The organism is Pseudomonas sp. NPDC087029, assembly GCF_044745345.1.
Lineage (GTDB): Bacteria > Pseudomonadota > Gammaproteobacteria > Pseudomonadales > Pseudomonadaceae > Aquipseudomonas > Aquipseudomonas faucium.
In genome coordinates, this window is sequence record NZ_JBIVAB010000003.1 from 39,292 (window position 1) to 52,764 (window position 13,473).

At 65.1% G+C, this 13,473-nt stretch carries 7 protein-coding genes; 3 read left to right on the forward strand and 4 right to left on the reverse strand.

Annotated elements, in window-relative coordinates; all coding sequences use genetic code 11:
• Positions 1–85 precede the first annotated feature (85 nt).
• On the forward strand, positions 86–4,288 hold the full coding sequence (locus ACIPG5_RS06030; protein WP_401373794.1) for a deaminase domain-containing protein: 4,203 nt from the start codon (positions 86–88) through the stop codon (positions 4,286–4,288).
• A gap of 96 nt (positions 4,289–4,384) precedes the next feature.
• Positions 4,385–5,587, forward strand: coding sequence for an MFS transporter (locus tag ACIPG5_RS06035; protein WP_401373796.1), 1,203 nt, complete (start codon positions 4,385–4,387; stop codon positions 5,585–5,587).
• A gap of 122 nt (positions 5,588–5,709) precedes the next feature.
• Here ACIPG5_RS06035 and ACIPG5_RS06040 read toward each other — a convergent pair whose 3' ends face one another.
• Positions 5,710–8,730 (reverse strand): FAD-binding and (Fe-S)-binding domain-containing protein, encoded by a 3,021-nt coding sequence (locus ACIPG5_RS06040; RefSeq protein WP_401373798.1) that lies wholly within the window; start codon positions 8,728–8,730, stop codon positions 5,710–5,712.
• A gap of 152 nt (positions 8,731–8,882) precedes the next feature.
• Here ACIPG5_RS06040 and ACIPG5_RS06045 point away from each other — a divergent pair, with 152 nt between their 5' ends.
• Positions 8,883–9,767, forward strand: coding sequence for a LysR substrate-binding domain-containing protein (locus tag ACIPG5_RS06045; protein WP_176511314.1), 885 nt, complete (start codon positions 8,883–8,885; stop codon positions 9,765–9,767).
• 92 nt (positions 9,768–9,859) lie between these two features.
• Here the strand turns inward: ACIPG5_RS06045 and ACIPG5_RS06050 are convergent, their stop codons facing one another.
• The 3 genes from ACIPG5_RS06050 to rluB form a co-directional block, all read right to left on the reverse strand.
• On the reverse strand, positions 9,860–10,231 hold the full coding sequence (locus ACIPG5_RS06050) for a hypothetical protein (RefSeq protein WP_401373800.1): 372 nt from the start codon (positions 10,229–10,231) through the stop codon (positions 9,860–9,862).
• Between the two features lie 27 nt (positions 10,232–10,258).
• Positions 10,259–11,677, reverse strand: a complete 1,419-nt coding sequence (locus ACIPG5_RS06055) for an amino acid permease (protein ID WP_176511315.1) — start codon at positions 11,675–11,677, stop codon at positions 10,259–10,261.
• 649 nt (positions 11,678–12,326) lie between these two features.
• Positions 12,327–13,394: a 23S rRNA pseudouridine(2605) synthase RluB gene (gene rluB / locus ACIPG5_RS06060; protein WP_236238406.1), complete on the reverse strand. Its 1,068-nt coding sequence runs from the start codon at positions 13,392–13,394 to the stop codon at positions 12,327–12,329.
• Positions 13,395–13,473: the final 79 nt, after the last annotated feature.

Sequence of the window (13,473 nt, forward strand, 5' to 3'; positions counted from 1 at the left end):
CGTCTTGCCCTGTCCCTACCCCGCTAACACCTCGCGCTCGCCTCCGGTACGCACATTGACGGCCCCTTCAACAGGAGCCAACGCCATGTCACCGGAAACCCCGAACGATGACCTGCCTGCGCTGATCGATGCGCTCGACACCCAAAGCCTGGTGCTGCACAGCGAGCTCTCAGGCCCGCACGACCTCAAGACCTCCCTCAACCTGCACCTGGAGCGGGCTTTCGATTTCCCCGCGCTGTACCCCTCCGATCTCGATGACCAGGCCATTCGCGCCTCTTTCGCCCTCGCCTTCGCAAGCCCTGGCCCCAAGGCCTATGTCAATGCCGCCTTGCAGCGCTCGGCGCAGGCGCCGGTGAGCGATAGCCAATGCGCCCGCTTCTACGCGACCCTGGCCGAAAAACTGCTGACTGCTGCCAATCCACTTGCTCGCTGGGCGCCGACGGCAGCGCCTTACAGCATCAGCAGCCTCGCCCAATCGCTGTGGGCAGACGAGCAATGCCTGGTACGTCGCGATGCGTTCATCGTTGCCGCATTGCTCGCCCACGCAGAGCTGCCCACCCACCCAACACCCCCCAGGCCCGCTTCGCCGGCCTTGCAACTGGAGGGTTACCTGGACCTGCCCGCCATTGCGCAGCACCTCCTCTCGCCCGCCCCTGGCACGAGCCTGGCGCGCAAACTGTTCGCTACGCTGCAGACCGACGTCCACGCCAACAGCCGGCGATACCGAGCGCCAACCCAAAAGGAACGCAAGGCCGGCCACTTGCCCAACGAGTACGGCAAGGCTTGGCTGCCAGGGCCGTCGCTGCAGGGTTCACCCGCGCAAGTGCTCGATGCGCTGCTTCACTCCAGCGCCTTCGATGACTGGGCCCTGAACCTGGGGGCAACCCTGCAGTGGCCCGCCCACGGCACGCCCGAACCACGCCACCTGGCCCTGGCCGAGCAGGCACTGCTGGAGGTGATCTACCCGCCACAGACGCGACGGCCGGGCTATCTCCTGGATTTCGACCTGTTCAGCCAGGACAACGCCTCCACGCCCACCGCCGACATCCGCCACGACCTGGTCAACAGCGTCCAGGCGAGCCTCGCCTGCACCACTGCTGACGCACAGCTTGCCAGCGAGCTGCTGATGCGCCGGCTCGCACCCGAGCTGCTGCTCGACGACTGGCCAGCCGATTACCGCCATGAACCCGACCTGCTGTGGACCCAATTGCGCCAGGGCGCCTGGGTGGTGCTGGCGAGCGGTGATCCGCTGACCTTCAGCCACGCGCTGGCCGCCTGCACGCGCCCAAGCGCGGCGGATGACCCGCTCACCAACGAAGCCCTGCACGACACCTTGGTCGAGTGGGCGCAGGTCAAGCAGCACATCGATCACCCCGCGCCCTGGTCCGCCGCGCAATGGCGCCGCATCCACGATCACTACCTGACGGCCTGGGACCTCGATGCGCTGCGCACCCTCCCCGACCGCGTCGCCCAGGCGCGCTGGCAACTGGAGCAGGCCGGCCTTGACCCCGACGGGCGCAACAGCGACCAGCAACTGCACCTGGAAGCCTACCTGGACCATGGCGAGAATTACGCCCAACGCACCCTGCCAGACATGAACGCCTGGTACGAAAACGCGTTCGACGCCTGGCAGAAAAAGGCCACCGCAGCCTACGAAAAAACCTTCCAGTGTTGCCTCGGCCAACTCGAGAATGAGCTGATGCAGCGCCTGCACGATGAACCCTGGGCCTGCCATGCCGTGGCCTGGCCCCGATACTGCGGCCCCGTGCAAGGGGGGATACCCGGCTACGGCGACAGCGCAGAAACCGAATGGCGCTTCGAAGTTGCCACGAAGGGGCTGCTCATCCTGCTTCCCGGCCCCGTGAACGACACGCTGCTCACACTGTTCCCAGAGCAACTGCGGTGGACCACACGCGAAGTCGACATCCGCTATCGCCACCGGCTGACCGACACCCTCGAGCTGAACTACAGCCAGTTCCATGACACGCCACTGCCCTGGGATGTCGCCAACTTCCCGCGGCTGCAATCGCCCCTGCAAGCCCCGGCCGAACAGCGGGTAGCGGCGCTTGCCAGGCACTATGCCGAGGCCGTCGCGCTCAGCAACCGGCAAGCCCTGCACACGGTGGGCAAAGGCGCCACGCGCCTGGAGCTGCACCAGGCCAGGCAACAGCAGGAAAGCCTGGGGCGCTACCTGTGGAAGCTACTCAAGAACAACGTGCCCGGGCTTGGCTGCTTCGATGTGCGCAGTGGCCAGCAAGCGCTGGCCTGCGGCCTGGACGCGCTGTTCCTGCTGGGCAGCGCGATCAGGGTGGGCGGCCGGCTACTGCGCCCGCTGGTGGCGCTGCACGGCGCTGAGCAACAAGCCGCCAACGCCAGCCGTGAGGGCATCGTGAATATCGCCAGGCGCTGGTCTGGCTCTTTGCCCGAGGCACTGCTGGAGCGGGCGCCTGGGCCGCGCAGATGGCACAGTGCGCCGCAGCTGCCGAGTTCCCGACGCTGGTTCGACGAAATGGCCATCCACGAACAGATCGTACCCGGGCAGACACCGCCCACCATCAGCGTCAGCTCCGCCAGCGATGACGGCAACCGCCTGGTCTGGGCGGGCATCGAAGACCCGATGACCCTCCACCGAAGCGCCGATGAGATCGATGCATTGATCAATGGTTGCGTGTACCGACTGCACCCGATGTCGCAACCCGGCGTGGCCAACCGCCTATCCCACGCCAGCCTGGTCAACGCCCCAGCACCTGCGATAGACACGGTCAGCCCGAACAGGCACAGGTTCCTTTTCACCCCGCCCACCAACGAATCGAACACCCCCGTGTTCGGCCAGCAGGTGAGTCGCGCTTTCCTCGCCCGGCGCATCGAGCCCTTCACCGCGCGCGTGCGCAGCAAGGACAACCGTAGCTACATCTGGTCCCACCTGATGGTGCGTGACGGCAAGATCCTGCATTGGAGCAAGGGTAAATCGCTCAAGCCGGTGTCCGCCGATGAAGCCGCCATCAACTACCTGCTTGCAGACCGCCAGCCGTCCTACCACAGACGCATCATGGTCGAACCCAGTGGCGAATTCTGGTTCGGCCTGCCGGACGATATGCCACTGAATGAGGTAACACTCATTACCCGCCACTGCCCACCCATACGGCTCGGCGGCCTCGCCCGCGGCATCGCCGATCGGCGCACGCTCAGGGGGGCTGTGATCGAGTGGCGCGGCGAACAATGGTTGATGGTCGAGGCCGACACCCTGGCAATCTACGGCGCGCCCTACCAGCCCTGGAAATGGCAGAGCAGCCAACTGAAGGCCATGGCCGAAGGAAGCCCGCGCGCGGACCTTGCGACAGCGCCTCACTCCGAACGCAGGCGGCTTCAGCGGATCACCGACCAAGACGCGATCGAAAGCTACCTGGAGGTCAGCGAGCCTTACCGAATCGTCGCCACCCACGCCAACTTCCAGCAGGACATCGACAACGTGGCGCAACTGCTGCGGGACTGGATTCGCTACAGCAATACCCTTGAGCCGATCAACAGATCCCCCTACATCAAGCTGCTCGAAGACCTGCAGGAGCAGTCGCTGACCGAATATGCCCAGAACATCCTCACTCGGTTGCAGCCGCAACGCGCGCTCACCGGCCTCACCGGCCTGCAGCGCTCAGGCGTGGTCGGGCTGAACAAGCACATCATCCCGCACTGGCGGCAACTGGCCGAGGCGGATGAGGTACTGGGCCAGCACATCGTCGGTGTGCTCAATCGCCTGCTGCCTGCCCAAGGCGGCAAAACAGCCTTCACTTCGACAACCCTGGCCGAACTGCTCACAGAACAGGGGGCCACGACGTTGCGTGAGCACCTGGGTGGCGCAAACCTGGCCTTCGCCATGGTGAAGATGCGCGACGGCACCCGCAGGGTTTACTTCTCACTCTCAGGCGGCAAAAGGCATCAACTGACGATTCCTCTGCCGATCCCTGATGAGCAGCCTCCCATCACCTTCATCGATGCGCGCGCCTATATGAAAAACCAGGCGCCAGACCTGCGCTTCAGCCAACTGCCGGTGTTGCGCCGCAGCGATCAACTGGCTGAGCACACCCACCCTCGCATGCTGGATTCGGAACGCTTGATTGCCTCTACCCTCAACGCCCAACTGCTGACACGGAGCGAGCAAGTCGAGTACATCCATGTGTTCACCCTGTTCGACACCTGCCGCTCCTGTGGCGGCTATGTACTGCCGCGCTTGCGTCTGGACTACCCCAGCGCCGATTTCGGCGTGACCTGGCTGCTGCCTTACGCCGATTGACTACCCGGGCTGGGCGGGCCGTGAAAGCTTCATCCCATGGCCCGACCATGCCCGCTATCATGTCGGGCATCATGCGTCAGCGGTCATGGCCCCTCTATGCCACAGCAATCCCCCTCCTCACTTGCAACCACCTTGCAGGTCGTCTCCATCGTCCTGTTCACCTTCATCGGCTACCTGAACATCGGCATCCCCCTGGCCGTGCTGCCTGGCTATGTGCACAACGACCTGGGCTTCAGCACCGTGGTCGCAGGCCTGGTCATCAGCGTGCAGTACTTGGCGACCCTGCTCAGCCGCCCCACCGCCAGCCGCATCATCGACAACCTGGGAAGCAAGAAGGCCGTCATGTACGGCCTGTTCGGCTGCGGCCTGAGCGGCGTGTTCATGCTGGCCTGCGCCTTCCTCACCCACCTGCCCTGGGCAAGCCTGGCCTGCCTGCTGCTGGGCCGGCTGGTGCTGGGCAGTGCCGAGAGCCTGGTGGGTGCCGGCTCGATTGGCTGGGGTATCGGCCGGGTGGGTGCCGACAACACCGCCAAGGTCATTTCCTGGAACGGCATCGCCAGCTATGGCGCCCTGGCCGTCGGCGCGCCACTGGGCGTGCTGATGGTCAAGAGCCTGGGGCTGTGGAGCATGGGCGCGAGCATCATCGGGCTGGGGGTCATCGGCCTGCTGCTGGCCTGGCCGAAACGCGCCGCGCCGATCGTCAGCGGTGTGCGCCTGTCGTTCCTGCGGGTACTGGGCAAGGTCTTCCCGCATGGTTCGGGGCTGGCCCTGGGTTCGATCGGCTTCGGCACCATCGCCACCTTCATCACCCTGTACTACGCCAGCCGCGGCTGGAGCAACGCAGCCCTGACCCTGAGCCTGTTCGGCGCCAGCTTCATCAGTGCGCGGTTGCTGTTCGGCAACCTGATCAACCGCATTGGCGGCTTTCGCGTGGCAATCGCCTGCCTGTCGGTGGAAACCCTGGGGCTGCTGATGCTGTGGCTGGCACCCAGCGCGCACATGGCGCTGGCGGGGGCGGCGCTGAGCGGGTTCGGTTTCTCGCTGGTGTTCCCGGCGCTGGGCGTGGAGGCGGTGAACCAGGTGTCGGCAGCCAACCGCGGGGCGGCGGTGGGGGCCTATTCGCTGTTCGTCGATTTGTCGCTGGGGATCACCGGGCCGCTGGTGGGTGCGGTGGCGTCGGGGTTCGGCTTTGCTTCGATGTTCCTGTTTGCAGCGGCGGCGGCGTGTTGCGGGCTGGTGTTGAGCCTGTACCTGTACCGGCAGGCGCGGCGGGCCCGGGAGGGCCTGCACAAGGCTTGACCCTGTAGCGCCGCTACCGGCCTCTTCGCGGGGCAAGCCCGCTCCCACAGGTACTGCACCACGCTTGTGAACAATGGTGAACCTGTGGGAGCGGGCTTGCCCCGCGAAGGGCCCGTGCAGAGCTAACGCTGGGCGTACTGCAACACCACTTCCAGCGGATGGCGCATCTGCCGCTCGGTCATGCGCTTGACCTGGCTGCGGCACGAATAGCCGGTCGCCAGTGGCTCACCTTCCTTGTCCAGCTTGGTCGCCCACGACTGCTCGAAGATGGTCCGCGAGGTGCCCTGGTTGCACGCCTCGTGGCCATAGGTACCGGACATGCCGCAGCAGCCGGTGGCCTCGGTCACAAGCTTGAGCCCCAGGCGGGCGAACACCTGCTCCCACTGCTTGGTGCTGGCCGGCACGTTGGTCTTCTCGGTGCAGTGCGCCATCAGGCGGAAATTGCCGGGCGCGGTCGGCGCCTGCTCGGGCAGCACGTTCATCAACCATTCCTGCGGCAGCAGCACCGCCGGGCAGCCGTCCAGCCCCGGCACTTTCTGGTACTCCTGGCGATAGACCAGGGTCATCGCCGGGTCCAGGCCCACCAGCGGCACGCCGCAGTCGGCCAGGGCCTTGAGCTGGGTGGCGTTGCGGATGGCGGCCTTGGCGAAGGCGCCGAGGAAGCCCTGCACGTGCAGCGGCTTGCCATTGGCACTGTAGGGCGCCAGGAACACCCGGTGGCCCAGGCGGTGGGCCAGCTCGATGAATGCGGCCAGCAGCGGCGTCTCGAAGTAGCGGGTAAAGGCATCCTGCACCAGCACGATGCTGCGCTCGCGCTGGGCCGGCGTCAGTTCGCGCAGCGCCGGCTCGCTGGCCACGCCGACCCGGCAACGGGTCAGGGTGGACTGGAAGTTGAAGCGGCTGATCAGCGGGCTGTCGACCATGCCGACCTTGTCCGCCAGCAGCTTGCCCACCCATTTCGAGCCCATCACCGCGTTGTACAAGCCCGGAGCATGGGCCAGGTACGGGATGGTGAACTCCAGCGAGCCGATCAGGTAGTCACGCAGCGGGCGCTGGTAGCGGCCGTGGTACAGCTCGAGGAAGCGCGAGCGGAAGTCCGGCACGTTGACCTTGATCGGGCACTGCCCAGCGCACGACTTGCACGCCAGGCAGCCGGCCATGGCGTCGTACACCTCGTGGGAGAAGTCTTCCTGCCCCTGGTTGCGGGCGCGGTTGTTGCGCAGCCGTGCCGGCAGCCCCTTGAGCCACGACACCTTGTTGCGCGCCGCAGCCAGCACGTCGATGTTGGCCTCGCCCTGCAGGCGCAACCATTCGCGCATCAGCGAGGCGCGGCCCTTGGGCGAATGCTGGCGTTCACGGGTGGCCTTCCACGACGGGCACATGGCGTCGTTGGGGTCGTAGTTGTAGCAGGCGCCGTTGCCGTTGCAGTGCACGGCGCTGGGGAAGTCCTGCCACACGCGCTCGTCGATGGTGCGGTCGAGGTCGCCGCGCAGGGTCACGCCGTCGACCTTGGTCAGGCCTTCGGCACTGCCCGGCGGGGTGCAGATCTTGCCGGGGTTGAGCTGGTTGTGCGGGTCGAAGGCGCCTTTGAGGCGCTGCAGCGCGGGGTACAGCTCGCCGAAGTATTCCGGCACGTATTCCGAACGCAGGCCCTTGCCGTGCTCGCCCCACAGCAGCCCGCCGTAGCTTTTGGTCAGCGCCGCCACGGCGTCGGAGATCGGCTTGACCAGCGCGGCCTGGGCCGGGTCTTTCATGTCCAGCGCCGGGCGCACGTGCAGCACGCCGGCATCGACATGGCCGAACATGCCATAGGCCAGGCCATGGCTGTCGAGCAGCGCGCGGAAGTCGGCGATGTAGTCGGCCAGTTTCTCCGGCGGCACGGCAGTGTCTTCGACGAACGGCTGCGGGCGCACTTCGCCCTCGACGTTGCCGAGCAGGCCCACCGAGCGCTTGCGCATGGTATACACGCGGGTCACCGCCTCGGCGCCTTCTGCCAGGGTATGGCCCAGGCGTTCGACGCTGGCATCACGCTGCAGGTGCTCGACGAAGGCCTCGACCCGGGCATTGACCTCGGCCGGCTCGTCGCCACAGAACTCCACCAGGTTGATGCCCAGGGTCTGGCGCTCGGGGTCGGCCGGGAAATATTCGGCGACGCTGTGCCAGACGATGTCCTTCATCGCCAGCATCAGCACCTTGGAGTCCACCGTCTCGATCGACAGCGGCTTGTGCGCCATCAGCGCATTGGCATCGCGCAGGGCGTCCATGAAGCTTGCGTAGCGCACGTTCACCAGCACGGCGTACTTGGGAATCGGCAGCACATTGAGCTTGGCTTCCACCACGTAGCCCAGCGAGCCCTCGGCACCGCACAGCACGCTGTTGAGGTTGAAGCGGCCCTGCTCGTCGCGCAGGTGCGCCAGGTCATAGCCGGTCAGGCACCGGTTGAGCTTGGGGAAGGTGGTTTCGATAAGCTCGGCCTGGGTTTCCTGGATTTCCCGGGCCATGCGGTACACCTCGCCGACCCGACCGGCGTCGGCGCAGGCCTGGTCCAGCGCGGCGTCGTCGATCGCCAGGCTGTGCAGGCGCTCACCGCCCAGCAGCACGCTGTGCAGCTCGAGCACGTGGTCGCGGGTCTTGCCATAGGTGCAGCTGCCCTGGCCGCTGGCGTCGGTGTTGATCATGCCGCCGACGGTGGCGCGGTTGGAGGTGGAAAGCTCAGGGGCGAAGAACAGCCCGTGGGGCTTGAGCGCGGCGTTGAGCTGGTCCTTGACGGTACCGGCCTCGACCCGCACCCAGCGCTCCTCGACATTGATTTCGAGGATCTTGTTCATGTGCCGCGACAGGTCGACGACGATGCCGTCGGTCAGCGACTGGCCGTTGGTGCCGGTGCCGCCGCCACGCGGGGTCAGCTTGACCTCGCGAAAACGCGCTTCGCCCATCAGCGTGGCGACCCGCGCCACGTCGTCGGCGTCCAGCGGGAACACGGCGGCCTGGGGCAGGCGCTGGTAGATCGAGTTGTCGGTGGCCAACACCGTGCGGGTGCCGTAGTCGGCACTGATCTGGCCACGGAAGCCGCTGCTGCGCAGGGCTTCGAGGAATTCGGGGTAAGCGGCGGTCGGCGCAAGGGTCGGCAGCTGGGCGATCATCGAAGGATGGCCTCTTGATATGGGCTAATTCACGGGAATCCTGTCATTCCGGCATATGTCGATGCAGGCACGGATGACGTATAGGCCAATGTTCCTGTAGTTTTGCGCCAGGGGCAAACGGATAATCCTGCCGCTATCGATGACTTTTGTGAATGAATTACCGCCACCTGACCCCGTCCATGTCGTTGCTGCTGGCTTTCGAGGCCGCCGCCCGCCATGAAAGCTATACCCGCGCCGCCGCGGAATTGTCGCTGACCCAGAGCGCGGTCAGCCGCCAGGTGCAGGCGCTGGAGCAGCAACTGGGCCTGACCCTGTTCCGCCGCGAAGGCCGCCAGGTGCAACTGACCGATGTCGGCCGGCTGTACCAGCGCGAGCTCAGCGAAGCCCTGGGGCGCATCCGCAGCGCCACGCTGCAGGCCCTGGCCTACCAGTCCGGCGTCGGCACCCTGCGCCTGGCCACCTTGCCCACCTTCGGCTCCAAGTGGCTGCTGCCGCGCCTGCACGCGTTCTACAGTGCCCACCCGGGGATGCTGGTGCACATTCATTCACGCATCGAAGCCATCAACTTCGACACCAGCGAGATCGACGCCGCCATCGGCGTGGCCAGCCATGACCTGCCAGGGTTGATCTGCCATCGCCTGCATGCCGAGGAACTGGTGGTGATCCTGCCGCCCCAGGCCAGCCTCGACGCCCATGGCTGGGCGCCGGCACGGATCAGTGAAGAGGTGCTGCTCAACGTCGCCAACAACCCCCATGCCTGGGGCGAATGGTTCTCGCACCATGGCCTGGCGCACCGCTCGATGCGCCTGGGGCCGAGCTTCGAGCTCACCTCGCACCTGATCCAGGCGGTGCGCGCCGGCATCGGCATCGGGCTGGTGCCGCGCATCCTGGTGGAGGAAGAGCTGGCCAAGGGCGAGCTGTTCAGCCCCGGGGCGGCGTTCGCCAGCCAGCGCAGTTATTACCTGATCTATCCACCGAGGAACGAGGCGCTGCCTTCGCTGCGGGCGTTTCGCAGCTGGTTGCTGGAACAGATCTGACAGTTTTTGCCTGTACCGGCCTTATCGCCGGCAAGCCGGCTTGTATGGTGATACTCGAAGGGGTGGTGGGACGACAAAGCCGATTCTGACTGTTAGCCGCAGTACAGACCGTGGGAGACCTCGCCCCACCCCTTCACCAAAGCGCCGATAAAGAATGCATCGTTTGCAAGCGACGATAGAAGCAAGCCAGCGCCTCTTGGTGAAACCCCTTCGAGTTCGAAAACCATACCGTGGGAGTTCAGGCGATGGCAATGCGAGTGGAGAAGTTCATCATCGGCGTCGATGTCGCCAAGGTTGAGCTGGTTAGCTATTACGAAGAAACCGCACAGCAGCACTCGTTTAGAAATACCAAGCCAGAAATCCGAAAGTGGCTGGCTCTTCAGCCCGCCAATACTGCCATCTCCCACAGGGACTGCGCTGTCCCTGTGCGGGCAACAAAAAACCCGATGCCAGTCTCCTGACATCGGGTTTTCAATTACCCTGCGCAGCCCTTACTTGGCCACGCTACCGGCAGCCCCATTGCCCTGGGACTGGCGCTTGCTCTTGAGCATGTAGGCCAGCAGCATGGCCAGCAGCCACACCGGAATCGCATACACCGACACCTGGATACCCGGAATCATCAGCATGATGCCCAGGATCAGCACCACGAAGGCCAACACCAGGTAGTTGCCATACGGGTACCACAGCGCCTTGAACAGCGGCTTCTGGCCGGTGCGGTCGAGGTGCTGGCGGAACTTGAGGTGCGAGTAGCTGATCATCGCCCAGTTGATCACCAGGGTGGCGACCACCAGCGACATCAGCAGCTCCAGCGCATTCTGCGGCATCAGGTAGTTGAGCAGCACGGCGATCAGGGTCACCGCCGCCGACACCAGGATCGAACGCACCGGCACACCGCGCTTGTCGACCTTGGCCAGCGCCGCCGGAGCATCACCCTGCTCGGCCATGCCCAGCAGCATGCGCGCATTGCAGTAGGTGCCGCTGTTGTACACCGACAGCGCCGCGGTCAGGACCACGAAGTTCAGCAGGTTGGCCGCCACGTCGCTGCCCAGCAGCGAGAACACCTGGACGAACGGGCTGCTGCCATAGCTGCCGCCGGAGGCGTCGATGCTGGCGACCAGGCTGTCCCATGGGGTCAGCGACAGCAGCACCACCAGGGCGCCGACATAGAAGATCAGGATGCGGTAGATGACCTGGTTGATCGCCTTGGGGATCACGGTCTTCGGCTTGTCGGCCTCGGCGGCGGTGAAGCCGAGCATTTCCAGGCCACCGAAGGAGAACATGATGAAGGCCAAGGCCATCACCAGGCCGCTGACGCCATGCGGGAAGAAGCCGCCGTGGGCCCACAGGTTGGTGATCGAGGCTTCCGGGCCGCCGCTGCCGCTGGTCAGCAGGTAGGCACCCAGGCCGATCATGCCGACGATGGCGGCAACCTTGATGATGGCGAACCAGAACTCGGCCTCACCGAAGAACTTCACGTTCATCAGGTTGATGGCGTTGATCAGCAGGAAGAAGCCTGCCGCGGTGACCCAGGTGGGGATCTCCGGCCACCAGTAATGGACGTACTTGCCAACCGCCGAAAGCTCCGACATGCCCACCAGGATGTACAGCACCCAGCAGTTCCAGCCCGACAGGAAGCCGGCGAAACCGCCCCAGTACTTGTGGGCAAAGTGGCTGAACGAGCCGGCCACCGGCTCTTCGACGATCATCTCGCCGAGCTGGCGCATGATCATGAAGGCGATGAAGCCGCAGATGGCGTAGCCAAGGATCATCGACGGGCCGGCGGATTTCATCACGCCTGCCGAGCCGAGGAACAGGCCGGTACCAATCGCACCACCCAAGGCGATCAACTGGATGTGGCGGTTCTTCAGGCCCCGCTTGAGCTCGCCTGAATGCATGTTTTGTCCACTCATGAACGAAGTCACCTGCATTGTTTTTATCTGTGACGGAATCGGACCCACCGCGCTCGTGGCGCAGCGGAATGGGCAAGGTGGTTACCTTGGGTTTCTTGCCAGCGGCGCCGCCTGGGCGGATCAACCGGGGGTGAGCAAGAGTGCGCGGTACGCAAAAGGGTCACAGGTAAAACGCGGCGCACTGTATACCCCTGCGAGCGCGCAGGCGTCAACGCGTTGCGTCAATTCCCGGGGGAAAAACGCAGCGATCCTGTGGTGGGAGCCTGGAAAGGCGGAGTGATCGGCGTACATGGCGCCTCCATTTGTTGTTCTGTCTGCCCGGCTCTGTGGACGGGCTTTTGCACACGGCAATAGTGGCTATAACAGCCTGGGGACGAGGTTTGGGCAAGAGGGGAGCAGCTGTGGACGACACCCTTCGAGGGCGAGCGCGGCAAGTTCTGTTTACACAAAATCAGCCTGGCCAGAAAAATCTGGCGAATTCGTACAATTTTCTTTACAGGGCGGTTTGAAAACTTGCCAGTCGTCAGAAAATTCTTTTTTCTTCAATATCTTGGGCCGCGTTGCGGGCAATCGCCGGCAAGCCGGCTCCCACACGGCAGGCACAAAAAAGCCAGCCCGAAGGCTGGCTTTTCATCACTGCCAGAGCCGATCAGCCGCGCGGCTTGCCGCGACCGCGGCCGGCTGGCTTGTCACCCTCAGGCTTGGATGGGCGCTTGCGCATGTCGCTCGGGCGCTCGGCCACGGCGCTGCCACGGCTCTTGCGCGGCGCTTCTTCACGCGGCTGGCGTGCCGGGCGCTCGGCAGCGGCAGCACCGCCCTCGTGCGCCGGGCGCAGGTTGCGCACGCGCTCGCCACGGCCCATTGGCCGGCTCGACTTGCGCTGCAGGCGCTCCATCTTGTCCTTGGCCTTGAGGTTCATGGCAGGCAGCGCCACTGGCTGCAGGCCCACTTCGGCGGCGAGGATGTCGATTTCGCCCTGGCTCATTTCGCGCCAGCGGCCCATCGGCAGGTCGGAGTTGAGGAACACCGGGCCGAAGCGCACGCGCTTCAGGCGGCTGACCACCAGGCCCTGGGATTCCCACAGGCGACGCACTTCGCGGTTACGGCCTTCCATCACCACGCAGTGGTACCAGTGGTTGAACCCTTCGCCACCGGGCGCCTTCTGGATGTCGGTGAACTTGGCCGGGCCGTCTTCGAGCATCACGCCCGCCTTCAGGCGTTCGATCATCTCGTCGTCGACCTCGCCACGCACACGCACCGCGTACTCGCGGTCCATCTCGTAGGAAGGGTGCATCAGGCGGTTGGCCAGTTCACCGTCGGTGGTGAACAGCAGCAGGCCGGTGGTGTTGATGTCGAGGCGGCCGATGTTGATCCAGCGGCCCTCTTTCGGGCGCGGCAGGCGATCGAACACGGTCGGGCGGCCTTCCGGGTCGTCACGGGTGCAGATCTCGCCATCGGGCTTGTTGTACATGATCACCCGGCGGGTGGCCTCGGCGGCCTCCTCGCGCTTGATCAGCTTGCCGTCGACGGCGATGGCGTCATGCAGGTCGACGCGCTGGCCGAGGGTGGCCGCGACGCCGTTGACCTTGATGCGGCCCTGGCTGATCCAGGCTTCGACGTCACGGCGCGAGCCCACGCCGATGCGCGCCAGCACTTTCTGCAGCTTTTCGCCGGCTGGCGGGGTGATTTCGGTATTTTGCAGGTCTTGCTCACTCATCTGGGCACCTCCCGGTGTAGGAATGAAAAATCGGGTTTCTGGCGACGGATGCGCCAAAAGGCCGCGCATCATACGCGGT

Bases quoted from the DNA above. Each gene is read 5' to 3' on its own strand.
- ACIPG5_RS06050 (WP_401373800.1), bottom strand. From the start codon at position 10,231: ATGTCAGGAGACTGGCATCGGGTTTTTTGTTGCCCGCACAGGGACAGC.
- ACIPG5_RS06055 (WP_176511315.1), bottom strand. From the start codon at position 11,677: ATGAGTGGACAAAACATGCATTCAGGCGAGCTCAAGCGGGGCCTGAAG.
- ACIPG5_RS06040 (WP_401373798.1), bottom strand. From the start codon at position 8,730: ATGATCGCCCAGCTGCCGACCCTTGCGCCGACCGCCGCTTACCCCGAA.
- ACIPG5_RS06030 (WP_401373794.1), top strand. From the start codon at position 86: ATGTCACCGGAAACCCCGAACGATGACCTGCCTGCGCTGATCGATGCG.
- ACIPG5_RS06035 (WP_401373796.1), top strand. From the start codon at position 4,385: ATGCCACAGCAATCCCCCTCCTCACTTGCAACCACCTTGCAGGTCGTC.
- ACIPG5_RS06045 (WP_176511314.1), top strand. From the start codon at position 8,883: ATGAATTACCGCCACCTGACCCCGTCCATGTCGTTGCTGCTGGCTTTC.
- rluB (WP_236238406.1), bottom strand. From the start codon at position 13,394: ATGAGTGAGCAAGACCTGCAAAATACCGAAATCACCCCGCCAGCCGGC.